17 protein-coding genes, 1 other RNA gene and 3 pseudogenes are annotated in these 22,327 nt (G+C 66.9%); 7 read left to right on the top strand and 14 right to left on the bottom strand.

Annotation, left to right across the window (positions count from 1 at the left end):
- Window positions 1-62: 62 nt before the first annotated feature.
- The 4 genes and pseudogenes from ACFJGX_RS16100 to dnaX form a co-directional block, all read right to left on the bottom strand.
- On the bottom strand, window positions 63-467 hold the full coding sequence (locus ACFJGX_RS16100; protein ID WP_291120797.1) for an MAPEG family protein: 405 nt from the start codon (window positions 465-467) through the stop codon (window positions 63-65).
- A 32-nt stretch (window positions 468-499) separates the two neighbouring features.
- On the bottom strand, window positions 500-1,111 hold the full coding sequence (gene recR, locus ACFJGX_RS16095; protein ID WP_291120795.1) for a recombination mediator RecR: 612 nt from the start codon (window positions 1,109-1,111) through the stop codon (window positions 500-502).
- Window positions 1,112-1,141: 30 nt separating this feature from the next.
- Window positions 1,142-1,474, bottom strand: coding sequence for a YbaB/EbfC family nucleoid-associated protein (locus ACFJGX_RS16090; protein ID WP_066266019.1), 333 nt, complete (start codon window positions 1,472-1,474; stop codon window positions 1,142-1,144).
- A gap of 38 nt (window positions 1,475-1,512) precedes the next feature.
- Window positions 1,513-3,428 (bottom strand): annotated as a pseudogene (gene dnaX / locus ACFJGX_RS16085) (DNA polymerase III subunit gamma/tau).
- A 74-nt stretch (window positions 3,429-3,502) separates the two neighbouring features.
- Between dnaX and ffs the strand changes: the two are divergent.
- From ffs to ACFJGX_RS16070, 3 genes and pseudogenes are all read left to right on the top strand, one after another.
- Window positions 3,503-3,599, top strand: an RNA gene (ffs, locus tag ACFJGX_RS16080) — signal recognition particle sRNA small type.
- Between the two features lie 16 nt (window positions 3,600-3,615).
- A complete protein-coding gene (locus tag ACFJGX_RS16075) occupies window positions 3,616-3,969 on the top strand; it encodes a DOPA 4,5-dioxygenase family protein (RefSeq protein WP_382325172.1) in 354 nt (117 codons plus the stop codon).
- A gap of 10 nt (window positions 3,970-3,979) precedes the next feature.
- Window positions 3,980-4,313, top strand: a pseudogene (locus ACFJGX_RS16070) (SMR family transporter).
- 1 nt (window position 4,314) lies between these two features.
- Here ACFJGX_RS16070 and ACFJGX_RS16065 read toward each other — a convergent pair.
- The 3 genes and pseudogenes from ACFJGX_RS16065 to ACFJGX_RS16055 all read right to left on the bottom strand — a co-directional run bounded on the left by ACFJGX_RS16065 (window position 4,315) and on the right by ACFJGX_RS16055 (window position 11,547).
- Window positions 4,315-5,576: pseudogene (locus tag ACFJGX_RS16065) on the bottom strand (TIGR03862 family flavoprotein).
- Window positions 5,573-8,923: a UvrD-helicase domain-containing protein gene (locus ACFJGX_RS16060; protein ID WP_382326561.1), complete on the bottom strand. Its 3,351-nt coding sequence runs from the start codon at window positions 8,921-8,923 to the stop codon at window positions 5,573-5,575. The pseudogene ACFJGX_RS16065 and the gene ACFJGX_RS16060 overlap by 4 nt, the downstream one beginning before the upstream one ends.
- Window positions 8,920-11,547, bottom strand: coding sequence for a PD-(D/E)XK nuclease family protein (locus tag ACFJGX_RS16055; RefSeq protein WP_382326559.1), 2,628 nt, complete (start codon window positions 11,545-11,547; stop codon window positions 8,920-8,922). Before ACFJGX_RS16055 ends, ACFJGX_RS16060 begins: the two co-directional genes overlap by 4 nt.
- A gap of 124 nt (window positions 11,548-11,671) precedes the next feature.
- On the opposite strand from ACFJGX_RS16055, the gene trxA reads away from it, so the two are divergent.
- From trxA to ACFJGX_RS16035, 4 genes are all read left to right on the top strand, one after another.
- On the top strand, window positions 11,672-12,004 hold the full coding sequence (gene trxA / locus ACFJGX_RS16050; protein WP_291120781.1) for a thioredoxin TrxA: 333 nt from the start codon (window positions 11,672-11,674) through the stop codon (window positions 12,002-12,004).
- A 184-nt stretch (window positions 12,005-12,188) separates the two neighbouring features.
- The gene (gene rho, locus ACFJGX_RS16045) at window positions 12,189-13,451 is read left to right on the top strand and encodes a transcription termination factor Rho (RefSeq protein ID WP_159594444.1); all 1,263 of its coding nucleotides are present in this window, start codon (window positions 12,189-12,191) and stop codon (window positions 13,449-13,451) included.
- A gap of 86 nt (window positions 13,452-13,537) precedes the next feature.
- Window positions 13,538-13,792: a type B 50S ribosomal protein L31 gene (locus ACFJGX_RS16040; protein ID WP_382157412.1), complete on the top strand. Its 255-nt coding sequence runs from the start codon at window positions 13,538-13,540 to the stop codon at window positions 13,790-13,792.
- A 96-nt stretch (window positions 13,793-13,888) separates the two neighbouring features.
- Window positions 13,889-15,622, top strand: a complete 1,734-nt coding sequence (locus ACFJGX_RS16035; protein WP_382325180.1) for an ArnT family glycosyltransferase — start codon at window positions 13,889-13,891, stop codon at window positions 15,620-15,622.
- Here ACFJGX_RS16035 and phoR read toward each other — a convergent pair.
- From phoR to pstS, 7 genes are all read right to left on the bottom strand, one after another.
- Window positions 15,612-16,931, bottom strand: coding sequence for a phosphate regulon sensor histidine kinase PhoR (gene phoR, locus ACFJGX_RS16030; protein ID WP_382326557.1), 1,320 nt, complete (start codon window positions 16,929-16,931; stop codon window positions 15,612-15,614). The two genes, ACFJGX_RS16035 and phoR, sit on opposite strands and share 11 nt — an antisense overlap.
- Window positions 16,928-17,659, bottom strand: a complete 732-nt coding sequence (gene phoB / locus ACFJGX_RS16025; protein ID WP_382157405.1) for a phosphate regulon transcriptional regulator PhoB — start codon at window positions 17,657-17,659, stop codon at window positions 16,928-16,930. The genes phoR and phoB overlap by 4 nt, the downstream gene beginning before the upstream one ends.
- On the bottom strand, window positions 17,656-18,357 hold the full coding sequence (phoU, locus tag ACFJGX_RS16020; protein ID WP_382325182.1) for a phosphate signaling complex protein PhoU: 702 nt from the start codon (window positions 18,355-18,357) through the stop codon (window positions 17,656-17,658). The genes phoB and phoU overlap by 4 nt, the downstream gene beginning before the upstream one ends.
- Before the next feature lie 33 nt (window positions 18,358-18,390).
- Window positions 18,391-19,185: a phosphate ABC transporter ATP-binding protein PstB gene (pstB, locus tag ACFJGX_RS16015; protein ID WP_382157401.1), complete on the bottom strand. Its 795-nt coding sequence runs from the start codon at window positions 19,183-19,185 to the stop codon at window positions 18,391-18,393.
- A 42-nt stretch (window positions 19,186-19,227) separates the two neighbouring features.
- Window positions 19,228-20,082: a phosphate ABC transporter permease PstA gene (gene pstA, locus ACFJGX_RS16010; protein ID WP_382326555.1), complete on the bottom strand. Its 855-nt coding sequence runs from the start codon at window positions 20,080-20,082 to the stop codon at window positions 19,228-19,230.
- A gap of 11 nt (window positions 20,083-20,093) precedes the next feature.
- Window positions 20,094-21,074, bottom strand: a complete 981-nt coding sequence (gene pstC, locus ACFJGX_RS16005) for a phosphate ABC transporter permease subunit PstC (RefSeq protein WP_382157397.1) — start codon at window positions 21,072-21,074, stop codon at window positions 20,094-20,096.
- A gap of 108 nt (window positions 21,075-21,182) precedes the next feature.
- Window positions 21,183-22,214: a phosphate ABC transporter substrate-binding protein PstS gene (gene pstS / locus ACFJGX_RS16000; protein WP_382157395.1), complete on the bottom strand. Its 1,032-nt coding sequence runs from the start codon at window positions 22,212-22,214 to the stop codon at window positions 21,183-21,185.
- Window positions 22,215-22,327 lie beyond the last annotated feature (113 nt).

Raw genomic sequence — 22,327 nt, 5'->3', positions numbered from 1 at the left:
CCCGAGCGGGTTTGTACCGAGCACTTGCAAGCTGATGTAACGGCGTCGAACGCAAGCGCGCGTCAAACGAAAAGGATCGCGAGATTGACGATCAGTGCCAGGGTCCACGCGAGGCTGCGCGCCGTGGCGAGGTTGGCCACGTACATCATGATGTAAAGCACCCGCAGCACGACAAACAGAAAGGCGAGAACGTCCAGGCGAACCTGTGAAGCGCCGAGCTGGTGCGCGATGATCACGGCGCCAATGAAGAACGGCAGCGCCTCGAAACTGTTGGCCTGCGCGGCGTTCGCGCGGGCCCGCCAGTCGCTCTGGCGCGCCAGCCATTCGCGCGGGTGCTGGTTGTCGAAACCACCATCGCGGCGCGGCTTGGAGAACGTGCCCGATTTGGCGAGCCACGCGCAGCCGATCGGCAACAGCGAAGCCACCACCACCGCCCAATACGCCACGGTCAATCCTGCCAGTTTCATGATGAAGCGCTTTCGAGAAGAAATGGCGCCGGTCAGCGCCGGTCCACCAGGGCATGGGCGATCGTGCCCAGGTCCACGTACTCCAGCTCGCTGCCTACCGGCACACCCCGGGCCAGGCGGGTCACCTGCACGTCCGTGCGGCCCTTGAGCGCCTGCGCGATCACGTGGGCCGTGGTCTCACCTTCGGCGGTGAAGTTCGTGGCCAGGATGACTTCCCGCACCTCGGGCTCCCCTTGTTCGGCCGGCGCGCTGATGCGGTCAAAGAGTTTCTGCAGACCGATGTCGCGCGGGCCCACGCCATCGAGCGGGCTGAGCTTGCCCATGAGCACGAAGAACAGGCCTTTGTAGGCACCGGTGCGCTCCATCGCTGCCTGATCGGCGGGTGTCTCCACCACGCAGAGCTGGCTGCGGTCGCGCCGGGGATCGCGGCAGGTGGGGCAGATGTCGTCTTCGGTGAAGGTGTGGCACAGGCTGCAGTGCTTCACCGAGCTGGCCGCGTGCTCCAGCGCGCGGGCAAGCTGCACGGCGCCGTCGCGGTCATGCTGCAGCAGATGGAAGGCCATGCGCTGTGCCGACTTCACCCCCACGCCAGGCAGGCGGCGCAGCGCCTGCACCAGCAGTTCGAGCGAGTGGTTTTCAGCCATCGATGAGCGAAGGAGCCCGCGCGATGGGGATCAGAACGGGAACTTCATGCCGCCCGGCAGGCCGGGCATGCCGGCCGTGAGCTTGCCCATTTTCTCGGCCGAGGTTTCTTCGGCCTTGCGCACCGCGGCGTTGAACGCGGCGGCCACGAGGTCTTCCAGCATGTCCTTGTCGTCGGCCAGCAGGCTGGGGTCGATGGTGACGCGCTTGACGTCGTGCTTGCAGGTCATAAGCACCTTCACCAGGCCCGCGCCCGATTCGCCCGTGACCTCGATGAAGGCCAGCTCGTCCTGGGCTTTCTTCAGGTTGTCCTGCATGGCCTGGGCCTGCTTCATGAGGCCGGCGAGTTGTCCTTTGTTGAACATGGTCTTCCTAACGTTCCGAGTGAAAAAAGAAAAGAGGCTCAGGCCGTGGTGATGGCCTTGAGGGTACCGGGCACGATTTTGCCGCCAAAGTCGCGCATCATGGTCTGGACAAAGGGGTCGTTCAGGATGTGCGCCTCAGCCTCGCGCTGGCGGCGCGCCGCTTCCGCTGCCACGCGGCGCGCGGGCGAGTCCGAAACGCTGCCAATCTCCACCGAGAGGCGCACCTCGTGGCCGATGGTCTTCAGCGCCGTGGCCAGGCGTTCGCGCGTATTGCCCTGGTTGAGCGAGCTGCGCTCCACGCGCAGCATCCACTGGTCCGTGTCGCGCGCGATCAGTTGCGATTGCAAGCCCAGCTCGCGCACCAGCGCGGTGATGGCTTCCGCGCGCACGAGCTGCATCACGGTCTCGAACCAGAAATCGCCTTCGACGCTGCCACCGGGCGCGGCGGGCAACACCGTTTGTGTGCCGTGTTCGTCGCGGGCCTGAGGCTGATCCGCCGGGCCGGGTTCACCGGCATCGCGCACCGGGATGCGCCATGACACGGGGTGGCGCCGGTTCGGCCTCTTCCCAGGGAGGGCCATCGTCCTCGGGCCAGGGCGCATCGTCCACCGGCTCGGCGGGCATCTGCGGCGCGGCGGCGGGTGCCGACACAGCCACCGCGGAGGGCTGCGGCGCCCTCACGGGCGCGGGTGGAGCGACGGCCGGCGGCGGGTTCACCACCGGCAAACGCACCATCGGCACCGGCGTGGGCGCCAACGCAGCCGCGGGTGCGGCCACCTCCGCAACAGGCGCTTCAGCCGTTTTCAGTGTTTTTTTTTCCGCCGCGGCGCTGACAGCGGCCGTGTTGGCGGGTTTGAAGGCCATCAGCCGCAGCAGCACCATGGTGAGCGCGGCGTACTCGTCGGGGGCCAGGCCCAGCTCGCCGCGCCCATGCAGGCACAGGCTGTAGAGCAGTTGCGTCTCGTCGGCCGGCAGGCTTTGCGCCAGCCGCGCGATCTGCGCTTCATCGGGGTCGTCCAGGCCTTCGGCCTGGGCGCGGTCGGGCACGGCCTGCAGCACGGCCATGCGCTGCAGCACGCCGGTCATCTCTTCCAGCGTCGACGCGGCGTTCAGGCCATTCACGCGCAGCGCGTCCACGGTATCGACCACCGTGGCGCCATCGGCGCGGGCCAGCGCATCGATCAGGCGCAGCACATAGGAGCGGTCCACCGCGCCCAACATCTGGCGCACCGTGGCCTCCTGCAACTGGCCGCCGCCAAAACGCAATCGCCTGGTCGGTGAGCGAAAGCGCGTCGCGCATGGAGCCGCGAGCGGCGCGCGACAGCAGGCGCAGCGCCTGCACCTCGGCAGGCACGTTTTCGGCTTGCAACACCTGTTGCAAATGCTCCAGCACGGTCTCGGGCGCCATGGGCCGCAGGTTGAACTGCAGGCAGCGCGACAGCACGGTCACCGGCACCTTCTGCGGATCCGTCGTGGCCAGCACGAACTTGAGGTACTCGGGCGGCTCTTCCAGCGTCTTCAACATGGCGTTGAACGCCGTGTTGGTCAGCATGTGCACCTCGTCGATCATGAAGACCTTGAAGCGCCCCTGCACCGGCTTGTAGACCGCCTGCTCCAGCAGGGCCTGAACTTCGTCCACGCCCCGGTTGGAAGCGGCATCGAGCTCGGTGTAATCGACGAAACGGCCACTGTCGATGTCGGTGCAGGCCTGGCACACGCCGCAAGGCTCGGCGGTGATGCCGCCCTGCCCGTCGGCACCCAGGCAGTTGAGTGACTTGGCCAGGATGCGCGAGACCGTGGTCTTGCCCACGCCACGTGTCCCGGTGAACAGGTAGGCGTGGTGCAGGCGCTGGGTCGTCAAGGCATTCGAGAGCGCTTGCACCACATGGCCCTGCCCCACCATTTCGGTGAAATTGCGCGGGCGGTATTTGCGGGCCAGGACGACATAGGACATGGCGACGATTCTAAGCGGCGGGGTATTGCAAGGTGATCCGACATCGACACACCCCATCGCCTACAATCGACCTCGACGGGCCTTCCCGCATGGTGAAGCGGCCAACCGGGTCAGGTGGGGAACCAAGCAGCCCTAACTGTGAATCCAGTGCCGGGGTCAAGGCTCGTCACCTTCTTCTCATCCCACCATGTCCGTGCGCGATCCCGCCTCCATTGCCAGCTGGCATGCCCACGTGTACTTTGGTACGGACACGCGCGATGCCGCCTGGGCTTTGCGCGAAGTCATCGCCGCCGAACTCGCCGCCCACGTGCAGATCGGGCGGTTCCACGAAAAACCGGTCGGGCCGCATCCGGCCTGGACCTACCAGGTGGCTTTCGATGCCCCCGAGTTCGCTCACGTGGTGAGCTGGCTCGCCCTGAACCACGCTGCGCTGGATGTGCTCATCCACCCCAACACCGGCGACGCGCTGAGCGATCACCGCGACGGCGCGCTGTGGCTGGGCAAGTCCTATCCCTTGAACCTGCAGGCCCTGGTGGACTGAACGGCCGGCGATGAACCCCTGGATCCTGCTCGGGCTGCGCAGTTGCCGCCGAAGTCGTCGGCACCTCCGCCCTGAAAGCCAGCGAGGGCTTCAGCAAGCTCTGGCCTTCGGCGATCGTCGTGGTGTCCTACGGCGCGGCGTTCTACCTGCTGTCGCTGACCCTGCGCACCATTCCCGTGGGCATCGCCTACGCCGTCTGGTCGGGCGTGGGCGTGGTGCTCATCGCATTGATCGGCTGGCTGGCGTTCGGCCAGAAGCTCGATGCCGCCGGCATGCTGGGCATGGGCCTGATCGTGGCGGGCGTCCTGGTGCTCAACCTGCTCTCGAAAAGCTCGGCCCACTGAATCAGGTGGCCAGCCAGCGGCGCACGCCCTCACCGGCCGCCACCCCACTGGCCAGGCAGGCCGTCAGCAGATAGCCCCCGGTGGGCGCTTCCCAGTCGAGCATTTCACCCGCACAGAACAGGCCCGGTCGCGACCGCACCATCAGGCCATCGTCCAGCCCCTCCCAGCGCACGCCACCGGCGCTGCTGATGGCTTCGTCGATGGGTCGCGCGGCGGCCAGCGTGATGGGCAAGGCCTTGAGCGCGGCGGCCAGTCGGGCGGGCTCGTGCATCGCGTCCTTGCTCAACATTTCATTGACGATGGCATCTTGATGCCCTCCAAGCCGAGCCGGCTCTTGAGGTGGCTCGAGAGGCTGCGCGAACCGCGCGGATGCGCCACCTGGGCCAGCACCTGTTCGGCCGTGCGGTCGGGCAGCAGGTCCAGTTCGAACGTGGCCCGGCCCTCGCGCGCGATCTGATCGCGCAACAGGCCCGACACGGCATAGATCAGGCTGCCTTCGACACCGGTGGCCGTGGCGACGAATTCGCCCTTGCGCTGAAAACCGTTCCCCAGGCTGTCCGTGAACCGCACGGCCACCGACTTGAAAGGCTGGCCCGCGAAACGCTCCAGGAAGAAAGGGCTCCAGCCGCCCGCCACGTCGAAGCCGCAGTTGCTGGGCTGCAGCGGCGCCACGTCAACGCCCTCGGCTTGCAGCCGGGGCACCCAGGCACCGTCGGAGCCCAGGCGCGCCCAGCTCGCGCCGCCCAGCGCAAGCACGGTGGCGCGGGACTGCACCCGCAGCGGCCCCTGCGGCGTGTCGAACACCAGGGCTGTGCCGTCCCAGCCCGTCCAGCGGTGGCGCATGTGGAAGCCCACCGGCGTGCCACCGGACTCGGGATGGCGCAGCCGGTGCAGCCAGGCCCGAAGCAGCGGCGCGGCCTTCATGTCGGTGGGAAAGACGCGCTGCGAGCTGCCCACGAACGTGCTGATGCCCAGGCCGGTGGCCCAGTCGCGCACGGCCTGCGGCCCGAAGGTCTCGAGCAGCGGGCGCAGGTGGTCTGCCTGCGCGCCGTAGCGGCCCACGAAGGCCGGCAGCGTTTCGGCGTGCGTGAGGTTCATGCCGCCCTTGCCCGCGAGCAGGAACTTGCGGCCCACCGAAGGCATGGCGTCGAACAGGTGCACGTTGAGGCCGGCGCGGCCCATGACTTCGGCGGCCATCAGGCCGGCGGGGCCGCCGCCGATGACAGCCACATCGACAGGCAGAAAAGAACTCGAATCGGTCATGAAGAACTTGATGCAGCGACCAGCTCGATGAGCCGGCCCTGAGCGTTGATGAAGGCGAGCCGCACGGCTTCACCCGGCCGGGCCTGCGCCATGGCCTGGCGGTAGCCCTCCATCTGCGCGAGCAGTTCGGGCTGGCGCTCGGGATGGGCAGCGCTCTTGTAGTCCAGCACCCACCAGTCGCCGCTGTCGCGGCGGCGCACCAGGCGGTCCAGCCGCAGCAGCTCCCCCTGGTGGAAAAGCTCGACCTCGTTGCCCCAGTGGTTGAGCGCCTCCGCGTCCCAGGCCCAGGCGGCCTCGCCGCTCACGATGCGTTGGGCCATGGCGAGCACATCGCGCGCCTGGGCCGGGTCGAGCGCGAACTCGCGCGCCACGGCCTGCGTGTGTTCGGGTGCCCAATCGAAACCCTGGGCCGGCGTGGGCCGCCATTCCAGCAGGCGGTGCAGCGCCAGGCCGATGCGGTTGGCGGTGTCGTCCACGGGCGGTGCGACTTCCGCATTCACCACGGAGGCGGTCTCCACAGTCAGAGGAGGCAAGCTCGGCAAGTGGAAGACCTGGGCTTGCACCGAAGGGGGGCCATCGGCATCGGCCGCGGGCAACGGTGCCTCCAGCGGCGCGGCCAGCGGCTGCAAGCGTGCGTACCAGGTGGTGGTGCCGCGCTTGTGCGGTTCGAAGCTGGAGATCACCAGCCGCGACTCGGCGCGCGTCAGGGCCACATAGAGGGCGTTGAGTTCCTCCAGCGAGCGCGCCTGCTGCTCCTGCTGTAAGGCGTCCACCGCGCAGTCGGGTGGCGATTTTTCGCTGGCCAGAAACACGAAGCGGCGCGGCAGCGGGTCTTCGCCCGGCCAGTCCACCAGCACGCCCATGCTCTCGGGCCGGGCGGAGCCGGAATCGGTGTCGAGCATGAGCACGGTGTGGGCTTCCAGGCCCTTGGCCCCGTGGATGGTGAGCAGGCGCACAGCGCCGGGCGTCTGCACCGCCGTGGCCTTGATGCCACCCGCCTTGAGCGCGCGCACGAAGCGGTACGGGGTGAGGAAGCGGCCGCCATCCTGCGCGAGCGACTGGGTCAGCAGGTCGCGCAGTTGGGCGAGCACGGCGGCGCGCTGGCTCGCGGGCACGGCTTGCGCGAAGCGCGCGAGCACGTCCCCATGGTCGTAGAGGGCGGACAGCGCATCGTGCGGCGGCAAGCTGAGCAGCCAACCCCGGTAGAGCGCGAGGCGCTGCGCGGTGTCCTGGAACTGCGCAGCCTGCGCCGGGGTGGAGGCGGCCGCCGCTTGTTCATCGGAGGGCAAGGCGCCGAAACGCTGCAGCACCTCCCACCACGAAGGCCGAGGGGTTGGTGAGCTCGCGCCATCGGTGCGCGGCGGCGTCCAGCGCTGGCGCAGGCGCGCGAGCTGGGCCAGGTCGTCGTCGCTCCAGCCACACAGCGGCGACTTGAGGGCCCGCGCCAGGCTCAGGTCGTGCCGGGTCGAGACCAGGGCGTCCAGCAACGCCACCACGTCCTGCACCGCGGGCGCTTCGCCGAGCTCCAACTTTTCGGGTTGTTCGCTGGCCAGGCCGCGGTCGAGCAGCGCCTCGTGCATCCGGGCCAGGCGCTCGCGGCGGCGCGACAGCACCATGATGTCGTCGGGCAGCAGGCGCCCGTCGGCCACCTCGGTGGCGATCCAGTCGGCGGCCTGCCCGGCTTCCAGCGCGGCCAGGCTGTCTTCGGGCAGCACGCGCGGCGTGGTCAGGCTGTCGCGCCACACGGGCTCGCCATCGTTCCCCGATTGGCTTCGCTCCAGCAGGCTGCGTGGCAGCTGCGGCAGACACAACACCTCGCCTTGCGCGGTGCTTTCGGTGGTGTGGGGACGGTAGTCGCTGCCGTATTCGCCGGCCTGCACCGCCGCCCCCATGGCGGCGTTGAGCGCGTCCACCACCGCAGGCGCACAGCGGCGCGTGTGATCGCAACTGAGCAGCGCACCGGCCAGGCCTTGCACCACGAAGGCCTGCGCCGCCTTGAACACCTGCGGCTCGGCACGGCGAAAGCGGTAGATCGATTGCTTGGGGTCGCCGACCAGGAACACGCAGGGCGCCTCGCCCGGGCCTGCGCCCGCATAGGCCGAGAGCCAGCCGTAGAGGGCCTGCCATTGCAGCGGGTTGGTGTCCTGGAATTCGTCGATCAGCACGTGGCGCACGCGCGCGTCCAGCCGCTGCTGGAGCCAACCCGAGAGCTCGGCATCGCCCAGCAGGCGACGCGCCGCACCCTCCACGTCGTTCATGTCGACCCAGCCGCGTTCGCGCTTGAAAGCGGCAAAGCTCATGAGCAACACGCGGGCCAGGCGCGAGAGGCGCTGGTGGTGCAACCAGGCGCGGTGCTGGCGCATGGCTTCGAGCGTTCGCAGCGCCAGTTGCTGCGCGGCGCGCACGGCCTCGATGCCGGTGAGCTTGTCGCTGAACTTGCGCGGCTCGTCCTTCTGCGTGAGCAAGGCCGTGAGCACCCCCGTGCCATCGGCCTGGCCCAGCGCCTGCTCCAGCTCGACGCCCTTGGCGGAGAAGGTCGGCGCGCTCGCGCGCCCCAGGGCGTGAGCGGCTTCGCGCAGCAGCGTGACGGCGCGGGCGTCCTGCACCAGCCATTGCGCCGGCTCGTCGAAACCCGCGAACTCCGGGTAGCGCTGCGCCATCGGCTCGACCGATGCCTCGACCACACCCGCCGCATCGGCCAGCGCGAACTCCACGCGCTTGTCGAGGGTCTTCTTCAGCGCCACCAGTGTCTGGTGGCGGCCATGTTCGGCCACGCTGGCCATGAAGTCCTCTCGCTCGACGGGACTGGCGGCGAGCGCCGCGTAGAAACGCGGCCAGACCTGGGCCACCGCGCGCGCGTCGTCTTCGAGCAACTCGTACTGCACCGGCAACTGCAGTTCCTGCAGCACCGACAGCGGTGCTCCGCGCAGCAACGCGGCGAACCAGCTGTGGAAGGTGCGCACCTGAACGGGACGACCGATGGCGGTGACGCGCGCATGCAGGCCTCGGGCCTCGGGCACGCGCCGCCGGGCATCGGTCTCGCTCAGACCACGCGCGCGCAACTCATTGGCCAAGGCGTCGTCGGCCAGCGTGGCCCAACGGCGCAGCTCGGCGTTGAGCCGGTCGCGCATTTCACCGGCCGCCTTCTTGGTGAAAGTGATCGCGAGGATGTCCTGCGGCGCACAGCCGTCGAGCATCGCGCGCAGGATGCGCGAGACCAGCATCCAGGTCTTGCCCGCGCCGGCACAGGCTTCCACGGCAATGCTGCGCGCGGGATCGCAGGCCAGCGCATAGAAGGCTTCGCGCGCGGCGGGCGCGCCGTTGATGCGGTAGGCGGGTGCCGTCATGCGGGCGTCCAGAAATCTTTGCGGCACAGGCCCCGTGCGGCGCAGAAGTCGCACACGCGGCCTTCGCCGAGCGCCGGCATGGGCTGGCCGGCGGCCACGCGCGCCATGTCGTGTGCAAGGCCGGCCTGCAGGTGCTCACGCGCCATCAGCACGTCCGGTTGCTCCACGAGCCAGGTGGGGCCGTCCTTGCCACCGTCGCCGCGTTTGTCGGTGATGCTGAGGTAGGCGGCGCGCAGGTTGTCGTCGGGCAGCAGGGCCGCGTAGAAGGCCAGCTGGGTGTCTTCCAGTGGCTCTTTCACGCGGTCGTGGGTCTTGCTGCGGCTTTCGGTCTTGTAGTCGATCACGAAGGGAATCGGTCCTTCGGGGCTGTGCTGCGCATCGATGCGGTCCAGCTTGCCGTAGAGCTTCCAGGGCCCTGCGTTCGCGACGCGTTCGGCCTCGGCCTGGACGAAGCGCGGGCCCGGCCGGTCGTCGGTGGCTTCGAAACCGGCCAGCCAGTCCAGATAGCCCTCGCGCAGCGCGGGCCACACCGCCTGGTAAGGCAGGAAACCGGCCCCACCCTCGCCCGCGTTCAAGCCCATGGCGGTGGCGGTCTCGTCGGCCAGCCGGTCAAGCCAGGCCTGGTCCACGTCGCGTCCCGGGCGGGCGTCGCCGCGCTGCTCATGGAAGGCGCGCAACACCGCGTGCAACCAGTTGCCCATGTCGCGCTGATCCGGCTCGGCTTCGAGCTCGGCGGCCTCGACCAGGCGCAGCTGGCGCAGCGCGAAGAAACGGTAGGGGCAATCGCGCAAGTCCTGGTAGGCGCTGGCCGAGAGCGACTCGGGCAACACATCGCTGGCGGAAGGCGTGGGCCTCGGTTGGGTCGCTGGCGTGAGCGGGCGCAGGTCACGTGGATCCACCCCTGGTTGCACCGGCAACGCCTGTACCCAGGCACTCGGCAGCACGGCCTCGCCGCGCTCCTGCGTGCGCCACAGCAGATCCAGATGCGGCAAGGCGAGCGTGGCCCGCCAGGCACTGGCCGAGGCCTGGGCCAAGGCCTCGCGGGACGACAGGCCCAGCAACTCGCGCTGCGCCGTCGTCCAGTCGCCGGGTGGCTCTGGGCTGGGACTCAGGTGCGTCTCGTCGCAACCCGGCACCACGGTGGCGGCGAAAGGCCGCCCCAGCAGCTGCGCCATGGGCAGAACCACCACGGCCGCGTCGCCCGCGCTGCGGGGCATGAAGCTCGCCCCCTCCAGCACATCGCGCACCCAGGCGGTGAAGGCGCTGAGGGACAGGCGCGCACCACCGCGCGTGGACCCTTCCACCGCCTGGGTCACGCCGGCCAGCTCCATGGCCGCGCCTTCGCCCAGACGCAAGGTCTGCACCAGTTGTTGTCCGGCGGGATCGCTCTCGAACGAGGTCCACAGGCCACAGGCCTTGAGCGCCGCGGCCAGGTCGCCCAGCCACATCGTCAAGGGTCTTCCCACCTGCAAGCCCTCGAGCCAGGCGGGCAGGCCTTCGGGAATCACCGCGGCAAGCCGCTCGTGCTGCAGCGCTGCCTTCCAGCGCGACACACCCGCTTCGCGCGCGAGCTGTTCCAGTTGCTGCACCTGCGCCTCGGGCCAGGCCTTGGCCTGCTTGAGCAGGTCCAGCACATCGTCCATCGAGGCGCGCGCATCGACCGCGCGCAGCACGCTCATGAGTTGTGCGGCCGCGTGGGTGGTGGAGAGCTTCCAACCGGTCTCGTCGCGCACCGACACACCCACACGGTGCAGCATGGCGCTGACGCGCCGGGTGAGCAGTCGGTCGTTCGCGACCAGCGCCACCGGCACGTGTCCGTGGTTGACCTGCGCGATCACACAGGCCGCGGCGCGCTGGGCTTCGTCTTCCGCGTCGCCGCAGGCGTGCAGACCCGGCACACCGCTGGCGCCATCGTCCATTTCGCCGAGCGACAACACCAGCGATTGTTCACCCCAACGCGCGGCCAAGGCCATGGCCAACGGGTCTTCCTGAAAGCCCTGCAGCACCACCAACAGATCGGCGTGGACGCCGGGCTGCGCCATCGGTGCCCACAGCACATCGGTGGCATAGGCGGAGGCGCTCACCCAGGTCAGCGCCAGCGTGGCGAACAGCCCCTCCCAGTACAACGAGGAAGCGGCGGGCGCCAGCGACGCGCGCAGCGGTTCAGCCCAGGCCAGCCTTTCCTCGGGCGGCAACGCGGCGGCCAAAGGGGCCAGCTGTCGCGCGGCCTCCACGAGGCGGCCCACCATGATGGCGCGCAAGGCGGCATCGGCACGCGCGGGTGCCACGCGTTCGATCAGGGCCGCGGCCATCAGGCTGTCGCGTGCCATGTCCATGCTCAGATCGCCCGGACCCGGCAGGAAGGGCCGCAGGCTGGCGGCCCAGTTGCGGCTGGATTCGAAACGCGGGGCAAACCCGCTCGGGTGCGACGCCGCCCAGGCCTTGCGCCCGGCGTCCATCAATTGGGCATAGGGCACCAGCACCACCACACGGCTGGCGGGCACGGCACGGTCCTGCATGGCCTGATCGATGTGCGCGATCCAGCGCGCCCATTGGCGCATCGATGGATGGCCCTCTCCCGCGGCCGGCGAACCGGCCTCTCGGATCGAGCTTACAGGCGTCATGGAAATGGGTGTTTCTGTCACAATGATGCGGACCGTGCGCTCAGAGGGTGTGAGAACACCTTGAACTGCTGGCATGTGACCCAAACTGTAACCCCTCCCCGTTCAACGACTTTTAGGATGAATCATCGCCAGCGACCTGATCAAACACGTTTCCGATGCCAGCTTCCAGGCTGATGTGCTGGAGGCCGGAGCGCCGGTGCTGGTGGACTTCTGGGCCGAATGGTGCGGCCCTTGCAAGATGATTGCGCCGATCCTCGATGAAGTGGCCGGCTCGTACAACGGCAAGCTCAAGATCGCCAAGCTCAACGTGGACGACAACCGCGACGTGCCCGCCAAGTTCGGCATCCGCGGCATCCCCACGCTGATGCTGTTCAAGGATGGCCAGCTGGCCGCCACCAAGGTCGGCGCCGTGAGCAAGGCGCAGCTCACCGCCTTCATCGACCAGCAACTGGCCTGATGCCTTGCTGAAGGGTGCCCGGGTGCAACGCCCGGGCACGGTTTCCCCGGCCCCCTATTTCCTGTCATAATTTGCTTCAGCGGGCCTGACAGACGCCCGCCCTTCTTTCCGCGCACCGTCCGCCATCCGGACGCCGGCGCCCCCTCCCCCGGTTTTGACTCAACTCCCTTTCGGAGTGAATTCCATGCACCTTAACGAACTCAAGGCACTGCACGTGTCTGAAGTCCTCAAGCAGGCCGAAGCGCTTGAGATCGAAAACCCTGGCCGCATGCGCAAGCAGGAGCTGATGTTCGCCATCATCAAGAAGCGCGCCAAGGGCGGTGAACTGGTGTATGCGGACGGCGTGCTGGAAGTGCTGCCCGACGGTTTCGGCTTCCTGCGGGCCCCGGACACCAGCTACACGGCGAGCACCGACGACATCTACATCTCGCCCAGCCAGATCCGCCGCTTCAACCTGCACACCGGCGACATGATCGAGGGCGAGGTGCGCATCCCCAAGGACGGCGAACGCTACTTCGCCCTCAACAAGCTCGACAAGATCAACAGCCTGCCCCCCGAGGACAACAAGCACAAGATCATGTTCGAGAACCTGACGCCCCTGTTCCCCAAGGAACAGATGCGACTGGAACGCGACATCAAGAGCGAAGAGAACATCACCGGCCGCGTGATCGACATCATCGCCCCCATCGGCCGCGGCCAGCGCGCGCTGATCGTGGCGCCGCCCAAGAGCGGCAAGACGGTGATGATGCAGCACCTGTGCCACGCCATCACGGCCAACCACCCCGAGGTGGTGCTCATGGTGCTGCTGGTCGACGAGCGCCCCGAGGAAGTGACCGAGATGCAGCGCACCGTGCGCGGCGAGGTCATTGCCTCCACGTTCGACGAACCGGCGGCCCGCCACGTGCACGTGGCCGAGATGGTGATCGAGCGCGCCAAGCGCCTGGTGGAGCTGGGCAAGGACGTCGTGATCATGCTCGACTCCATCACCCGCCTGGCCCGTGCCTACAACAACGTGCTGCCCTCCAGCGGCAAGGTGCTCACCGGCGGCGTGGACGCCAACGCCCTGCAGCGGCCTAAGCGCTTCTTCGGCGCGGCCCGCAAGATCGAAGAAGGTGGTTCGCTGACCATCATCGCCACGGCCCTGGTCGACACCGGCAGCCGGATGGACGAAGTGATCTTTGAAGAATTCAAGGGCACCGGCAACTGCGAAATCCACCTGGACCGCCGCCTGTACGAAAAACGCGTGTTCCCCTCGATCCAGCTCAACCGCAGCGGCACGCGCCGCGAGGAATTGCTGCTTCAGCCCGAAATTCTGCAAAAAACCCGCATCCTGCGTCAATTCATGTACAACATGGACGAAATCGAGGCGATGGAGATGGTGCTCAAGAGCATGAAATCGACCAAGAACAACTCCGAATTCTTCGACATGATGCGTCGGGGCGGTTAAGGCTATAATCCAAGGCTTTGCTAATTGCGGCAAGTACAACGAAACGGTTTCGTTGCGGCTGCGGCACCTGAACTGAAAGAAACGCCATGAAAGACGGTATCCACCCCAACTACCGCGAAGTCTGCTTCCAGGACCTCTCCAACGGTTTCAAATTCGTGACCCGCTCCTGCGCGAACACGAAAGAGACCATCAAGATGGAAGACGGCCGCGAGCTGCCGCTGTACAAGCTGGACACCTCCAGCGAATCGCACCCCTTCTACACCGGCACGCAAAAAAGCGTGGACAACATGGGTGGCCGCGTCGAGCGCTTCCGCAACCGTTACGCCAAGACCGCCAAGTAAGCGGCGTGTGCCCGGGCTTTTCCCGGGTGTCCGCACCTTGCTCAGAAAAGCAGCCCGATCCGGCTGCTTTTTTTTCGCCCCTGTATATTCGCCGCAGTGAACCAGCCCACCCCCGCCATCGTCACCCAGTCGGCCGTGCGCCGTCTGCCGCGGCTCGCGCTCATTCTGTTCTGCGTGGCCTATGTGCTGCCCGGTTTCCTCGGCCGCGAGCCCTGGAAGAACGCCGACGTATCCGCATTTGGCGTGATGCTGGAAATGGCCGCCGGCCACAGCGGCTGGTGGAGTCCCCAGGTGCTGGGTCTGGCGGTCGAAGAAGCCGGTCCCCTGCCCTACTGGCTGGGCGCGGCCTTCATCCGGCTGCTGCCCTTCGTCTCACCCGATTTCGCGGTCCGCATCCCGTTTGCCTTGCTGCTGGCCCTCACGTTGATCTGCACCTGGTACACGGTGTACCACCTGGCACGCCAACCCGCCGCGCAACCGGTGGCCTTCGCCTTCGGTGGCGAAGCACAACCCACCGACTACGCGCGCGCCTTGGCCGATGCAGGCCTGCTGGCACTCATGGCCTGCCTCGGCCTGGCCCAGCTTTCGCACGAAACCACGCCCGACCTGGCTCGCCTGGCCTGGGTGTCGCTGCTGCTGTTCGCCGCGTCGCGGCTCGCGCACGCGGGCAGCCGCCGGCCGCTGCGCAGCGTGTTCGCCTGGGGGGTCGCGGTGCTCGGGCTGGTCTTCAGCGGTGCTCCCTGGATCGCCGTGCTGCTGGCCAGTGGATTGCTCCTGATCCTGTGGCTCTCGCGCCGCGCGCCCCTCTCATCCGTTCCGCAGACCGATTGGTTGCTGGAGACGCCTGCCTCGGGGCGCGACCCGTTGCTGTCGGCTGCGCTGTTGCTGGTGGTGGTGTTCGCTGTGGCGATTTACCTCGGTCAAGTGCCCGCCCCTGCCCTGCAAACGCCTTGGGCCGAAGTGCAGTGGCGCAGCTGGGGCAAGCTGCTGGTGTGGTTCACCTGGCCCGCCTGGCCGCTCGTGCTCTGGACCTTGTGGCGCTGGCGCCATCAGTTGCTGCGGCCCCATGTGGCGCTGCCGCTGTGGGCGGCGCTGGTGAGCGTCGCGGACAGCGCGCTGTCGGACGAACGCGACCGCGCCCTGCTGCTGGGCCTTCCTGCGCTGGCTTCGCTGGCCGCCTTCGCCCTGCCCACCCTGCGCCGCAGCGTGGCCGCGCTGGTGGACTGGTTCACGCTGGTGTTCTTCTCGGGCTGTGCGCTGGTGATCTGGGTGATCTGGCTGGCCATGCAGACCGGCGTTCCCGCCAAGCCCGCCGCCAACGTCGCCCGCCTGGCGCCCGGGTTCGTGCCCGAGTTCTCCTTCCTGCTTTTCGCCGCCGGTGCGATCGCGACGGCCGCCTGGCTCTGGCTCGTGGCCTGGCGCGTCGGCCGTCACCGCCAGGCGCTGTGGAAGAGCCTGGTGCTGCCCGCGGCCGGCAGCACGTTGTGCTGGCTGTTGTTGATGACGCTCTGGCTGCCTCTGCTGGATTTCGGCCGCAGCTACGGCCCGATCTCGCGGAGCATCGCGCGCCTGGTCTCGCCCCAGAGTTGTGTGCTGGTCGATGGCCTGAGTCAGGCGCAGATCGCGGCCTTGCAGTACCACGGCCGCCTGGAGTTGGTGCGCACAGGTGCCTCGGATGAAAACCGGTGCCGCAGCCTGGTGGTGGATCCCGAGAACCAACGCTCACTGGACCAGCGCGTCGACCTCACACAATGGGCTTTCAAGGCCACGGTGCGTCGGCTGACCGACAACAAGGAAAGCCTGCTGGTCTACCAGCGCGTCAGCCGCTGACGCGCTCGCGCACCCGCGAAGGGGGCAAGGCAATCGCGAAAGTCGAGCCTTCACCCAGGACACTCTGCACCTCGATGTGGCCGCCATGGCGCTGCGCCACGTGCTTGACGATGGCCAGCCCCAGGCCGGTGCCGCCGGTTTCCCTCGAACGGCTGCGGTCCACACGGTAGAAGCGCTCGGTCAGGCGCGGCAGGTGTTCTGCGGCCACGCCCGGCCCCGTGTCGTTGACGAAGAACTCCACCCAACCGTCTGCACGCCGCCGCCAGCCCGAGCGGATGCGTCCGCCGCCCGGCGTGTAGCGCACCGCATTGCTCATCAGGTTCGACATCGCGCTCAGCAACTCCGTGCGGGCACCCGAGACCCAGAGATCGGGGCCATCCAACGGTTCGATGTCGTGCGGCGTGGCGGCAATCGCGTGCGTCAGCCCCCTCGCCTCGGCCACCACGTGGTTCAGCAGCTCGTCGGCATCGATCCACTCGCCCGGCCCGGGTGCGGGACTGCCTTCGAGCCGGGAGAGGGTCAGCAAATCGCTCACCAGGGTCTGCATGCGGTGGGCCTGCTGGCTCATGAGATCGAGGTAACGCGTGCGGTCCGCCTCTTCCAGCGGGATGCTCTGCATGGTCTCCACGAAGCCGCTGAGCACCGTGAGCGGCGTGCGGATCTCGTGCGACACGTTCGCCACGAAGTCGCGCCGCATCGTCTCGGCCAGCTGCACGGCGGTCACATCGCGCGTGATCATCAGCTTGCGCTTCTTGCCATAGGGGTGGATCTGCAGCGAAATCTTGGTGGGCTGCGACGGCCGTGGGCCAGGCCCGTCGATCTGGATCTCGTGGCCGAAATCGCCCCCCGCCAAGTAAGCGGTGAAGGCCGGGTTGCGCACCAGATTCCTCACGTACTGCCCGAGATCGCGCTGGGGGTCGAAGCCGAGGTGGTTGGCGGCGGTGAGGTTGGACCACTCGATGCGTCCGGAAGAATCGAGCAGCACCACGCCATTGGGCGAAGCCTGGATGGCGGCCAGGAAATCTTCCAGGCGCGCGTCGCTGCTCTGCGCCTTTTTCTCCAGCTTCTTGATGACCTTGCGGCAGCGCTCCACGAGCTCGCCCCATGCGCCGCTGAGATTGGGGGCCCGGGTCGCCTCGCCCTTGTTGAGCCAGCGCATCACGCGCCGTGCCCTCAGGCCATCCACGAAAGACCACACCAGAGCGCCCACGAGGCCGCCAGCGAAGGTGATACCGGGCGACTCATGGGCCCAGCCCCAGACCGCTCCCAGGGCGACCAGGAGCAGCAATTCAATGGCACGACGGGTCATGCGGCCGGGATCGGGGCGCCTTGAGCCGGTTTTCCGGTGTGATTCATCGCCGTGAGGCGGTAGCCCGCGCCGCGCACCGTTTCCACCATGCCGGACGCTTCACCCAATGACTCTCTCAATCGCTTGACGTGCACGTCCACGGTACGCTCCTCGATGAACACATGGTCTCCCCAGACCTTGTCGAGCAGCGTACCACGGGTGTGCACCCGCTCGGCGTGTTTCATCAGATAGTGCAGCAGCTTGAATTCCGTGGGCCCGACCTTGAGTTCCACACCCCGGAAGGTCACGCGGTAGGTGGCGGCATCCAGCGCCAGTTCACCCACCTGCACCGAGTCGTTCACGATCTCGGGGGCCCGGCGGCGCAGCACGGCGCGGATGCGCGCGAGCAGCTCCTGGGTGGAGAAGGGCTTGGTGATGTAGTCATCGGCACCGGCATCCAGGCCCTGCACCTTGTCGCTCTCGTCGCTGCGCGCGGTGAGCATGAGGATGGGCACGGTCTTGGTGCGTTCGTTCTTGCGCCACTGGCGCGCCAGCACGGCGCCGCTTTCGCCAGGCAACATCCAGTCGAGCAGGATCACGTCGGGCAGCACCGCATCCACCTCGCGCTGGGCAGCGGCGCCATCGAACACCACAGTGGGCGCGAACCCGTTGTGGCGCAGGTTGACCGCGATCAGTTCGGCGATGGAGGGTTCGTCCTCGACCACGAGAACGCGTGGCAGCTTTCTCATCCGACCACCGACTCCACGGCCGACATGGGCACGTGCCGCACGTCTTCACCCTTGACGATGAAGATGATCTGTTCCGCGATGTTCTTGGCATGGTCGCCCACACGCTCGATCGACTTGGCCAGGAACAGCAGATCCAGGCTGGGCGAGATGGTGCGGGGGTCTTCCATCATGTAGGTGATGAGCTTGCGCAGGAAGCCGTTGTACTCGTGGTCGATCGCGTCGTCGCCCTTGATGATGGCCACCGCCATGGCGGTGTCGAGGCGCGCGAACGAATCGAGCGACTTGCGCAGCAGCGCGGCGGCCAGGTCGGCGGCCATGCGCAGCTCCGAGCTTGGCAGGTTGCGCGGCGAGCCATTCTGGATGATGGACTTGACCATGCGGGCGATGCGGGCCACCTCGTCACCGGCACGCTCCAGGTTCTGCGTGGTGCGGGAAATGGCGATCAGGAAACGCAGGTCGCGGGCGGTGGGCTGGCGACGGCCGATGGTGGAGATGATCTCGTGATCGATCTGCACTTCCATCTGGTTGATGCGGTTTTCGTTCTCCATCACCTGCTCGGCCGATTCCAGGCTCATGTGGATCAGCGCATAGACCGCCTGGTGCAGCTGGGACTCGACCAGGCCGCCCATTTCGAGCACGTGCGTGGAAATGGAGTTCAGCTCGGCGTCGAACTGGCTGGAGATGTGTTTGTCGGTCATGTAGGGCCTCCTTGGGTCGCTGAATGAGCGGGCTCAGCCGAAACGGCCCGTGATGTAGTCTTCCGTCTCCGTCTTGTTCGGCTTGAAGAAGATCTGCTCGGTCGAACCGAATTCGATCAGCTCGCCCAGGTACATGTAGGCGGTGTAATCGCTGCAGCGGGCAGCCTGCTGCATGTTGTGCGTGACGATGGCGATGGTGTAGTCCTGCTTGAGCTCGTGCACCAATTCTTCCACCTTGCCGGTGGAGATCGGATCCAGCGCGGACGTGGGTTCGTCGAGCAGCAGCACCGAGGGCTTCACGGCCACGCTGCGCGCGATGCACAGGCGTTGCTGCTGGCCGCCGGAGAGCGACAGGCCGCTCTGGTTGAGCTTGTCCTTGACCTCGTTCCAAAGGGCCGCCTTGGACAGCGCCCATTCCACCCGATCGTCCATCTCGCCGCGGCTGAGATCTTCGTACAGCTTCACGCCGAAGGCGATGTTGTCGTAGATCGACATCGGGAACGGCGTGGGCTTCTGGAACACCATGCCGATGCGCGCGCGCAGCAGGTTGATGTCCTGCTTGGAGTCCAGGATGTTCTGGCCGTAGAAATTGATTTCGCCCTCGGCGCGCTGGCCGGGGTACAGGCTGTACATGCGGTTGAGCGTGCGCAGCAGCGTGGACTTGCCGCAACCCGAGGGGCCGATGAAGGCGGTGACCTTGCGCTCCTCGATGTTCATGTTGACGTTCTTCAGGCCCTGGAACTTGCCGTAGAAGAAGTTCAGGTTGCGCAGCTCCAGCGCATTCTTGGCGGTGGCCGTGGCGGCCGAGGCAGTGGCGGTGTTGGGCATGGTCGGTTCCGTGTCGGGTATTCGGTTGTGCGGGGACGGGGCTCAGCCCGCCTTCTTTTCGCGCAGGAAGACCCGCGCCACGATGTTGAGGGCCAGCACCGAGAGGGTGATCAGCAACGCGCCCCCCCAGGCCAGTCGAATCCAGTTGTCGTAAGGGCTCAGGGCGAACTGGAAGATCACCACTGGCAGGTCGGCCATGGGCGCACCCATATCGGTGCTGAAGAACTGGTTGTTCAGGGCGGTGAACAGCAGCGGCGCGGTTTCGCCGCTGATGCGGGCCACGGCCAGCAACAAACCGGTCATCACGCCGCTCTTGGCCGCGCGCAGCGTCACCAGCGTGCGCACTTTCCAGCGCGGCGCGCCCAGGGCGAAAGCCGCTTCGCGCAGGCTGCCCGGCACCAGGCGCAGCATGTTCTCGGTGGTGCGAACCACCACAGGCACCGCGATCAGCGACAGCGCCAGGCTGCCGGCCCAGCCGGAGAAGTTGCCCAGCGTGCGCACGGCGATGGCGTACACGAACAAGCCCAGCACGATGGAAGGGGCCGACAGCATGATGTCGGTCACGAAACGCGTGAGCTCGGCGGTCTTGCTGGTATCGCCGTACTCGGCCAGGTACACGCCGGCAAAGATGCCGATGGGCGTGGAAACCAGCACCGAGAAGCCCACCATCATCAGGCTGCCGACGATGGCGTTGGCCAGGCCGCCGCCATCCGTGCCCGGCGCCGGCGTGGACTGGGTGAACATGTTCCAGTCCAGCGCGGCCAGGCCGTTGCTGAACAGCACGCTGAGGATCCAGAGCAGCACGAACAGGCCCAGCACCATGGCGCCCATGGACAGGGTCAGGCCGATGGCATTGGCGCGCTGGCGGCGCTTGTAGAGGCGGTGGTTGAATTCCATGGTGTGGTGTCTCAGAGACCTTTGGCCTTTTCAGCGCGCAGCAGCATGATCTTGGCAGCTGACAGCACGATGAAGGTGATGACGAAGAGCAGGAAACCGAGGGCGAACAGGGTAGAGAGGTGGAAGTCGGCCGCTTCACCGAACTCGTTGGCCAGCGTCGAGGCGATCGAGGTGCCGGGCGAGAACAGCGAAGTCGGTAGGCGGTTGGCGTTGCCGATCACGAAGGTCACGGCCATGGTCTCCCCCAGTGCGCGGCCCAGGCCCAGCATGATCCCGCCGATCACGCCTTTTTGCGTGTAGGGCAGCACCACGCGGCGCACCACCTCCCAGGTCGTGCAACCCAGGCCATAGGCCGATTCACGCAGGATGGGCGGCACGATCTCGAACACGTCGCGCATCACCGCGGCAATGAAGGGCAGCACCATGAAGGCCAGCACGATGCCGGCGGCCAGGATGCCGATGCCGTTGGTGGCACCACCGAACAGGGGCCCGATCAGCGGCATCGAGCCCAGCAGGCCTTGCATGCCGGGCTGCACGTAGTCGGCGAACAGGGGTGCGAAGACGAACAGACCGAACATGCCGTAGATGATGGACGGCACGGCCGCCAGCAGCTCAACGGCCGTGCCCAGGGGGCGGCGCAGCCAGACGGGGCAGTTTTCGGTCAGGAAAAGCGCGATGCCGAAGGCCAGGGGAACGGCAATCAGCAAGGCGATGCCGGCGCTGGCCAGCGTGCCCACGATGGCGATCGCGGCGCCGAACTCCTCGTTGACGACGTCCCATTCGACACGCCAGACGAAACCCAGGCCGAACTTCTGGAAAGCCGGCCAGGCATTGACAAACAGGGAAATGATGATGCCCATCAGGGCCACCAGCACCAGCAGCGAGAAGCCCTGGGTGACCCGGTGAAAGAAGATGTCTTCGATGCGTTGCCGTTTGGCAATCGACACCATGCTGGGGTTGCCGGACGCTGCCGGCGCAGATTTCGAACTCATGGTTGTTCCCACGCTCATGTTGACTCCGTATTGTGATCCTGAGAACAACGGGATCCGCCGGCCAGCCCTTTCCAGCCGGCGGATGTCATCGGACAAGTCGGTTGCTGATTACTTCTGGATCTGCGACCAGACCTTGGAACGGATCTCGTTCGTCAGGCTGTCGGGCAGGGCCACGTAGTCCAGGTCGGCGGCCATCTGCTTGCCGCTCTTGAAGGACCAGTCGAAGAACTTCAGCACTTCGGCGGACTGGGCCTTGTCGGTCGGCTGCTTGTACATCAGGATGAACGAGGCGGTGCTGATGGGCCAGCTGTCGGCGCCCTTGGCATCGACCATGGACACGCCCATGCCCGGCACGCTGAACCAGTTCACGCCAGCAGCCGCGGCGGCGAACGACTTGTCGTCCGGGCTCACGTACTTGCCGTCCTTGTTCTGCAGTTGCAGGAAAGGCATGTTGTTCTTCTTGGTGTACGCGTATTCCACGTAACCCAGCGAACCCTTCACACGGGTCACGTTGGCGGCCACGCCTTCGTTGCCCTTGCCGCCGACGGAGGAAGCGGCCGGCCATTTCACGGCGGCGCCCTTGCCCACCTTGTCGGCCCAGTCCTTGCTGACGGTGGACAGGTAGTCGGTGAAGTTGAAGGTGGTGCCCGAGCCGTCCGAGCGGTGGATGACGGTGATGGCCTGGTCAGGCAGCGCTTTGCCGGGGTTCAGGGCGGCCAGCTTGGGGTCGTTCCACTTGGTGATGGTGCCCAGGAACATGTCGGCCAGCACGGGGCCGGTCACGCGCAGTTCGCCCGGCTTGAAGCCTTCGAGGTTGATCACGGGCACCGTGCCACCAATGATGGCGGGGAATTGCACCATGCCGTCTTTGTCGAGGTCTTCACCGGAGACAGGGGCATCGGTAGCACCAAAGGCCACAGTTTTGGCCTTGATCTGGCGGATGCCACCCGAAGAACCGATGGACTGGTAGTTCAGGCCAACGTTGGTTTCCTTCTTGTAGGCCTCAGCCCACTTGCCATAGATCGGGTAGGGGAAAGAAGCGCCTGCGCCGGTGATGTCGGCGGCCAGTGCGGAACCCATGCCAGCGGTCGCCATGGCGGCTGCGGCCACGGTCTTGAGGAAAATTCGTTTGTTGATCATGAAGTGACTCCTAGCGGTTGGGGATTCAGAACAAGGAGGACTTTAGGCAGGCAATATGACATCCATGTGACATCGAACGCTTGTCACACAACAGGCGATCATTCCTGAGACCA

Origin of the sequence: Hydrogenophaga sp. UC242_50, from assembly GCF_042697355.1 — a bacterium.
Taxonomy (GTDB): Bacteria; Pseudomonadota; Gammaproteobacteria; order Burkholderiales; family Burkholderiaceae_C; genus Hydrogenophaga.
The sequence above is the reverse complement of the archived record's forward strand: the minus strand, read 5'-3'. Positions and strand labels throughout refer to the sequence as shown.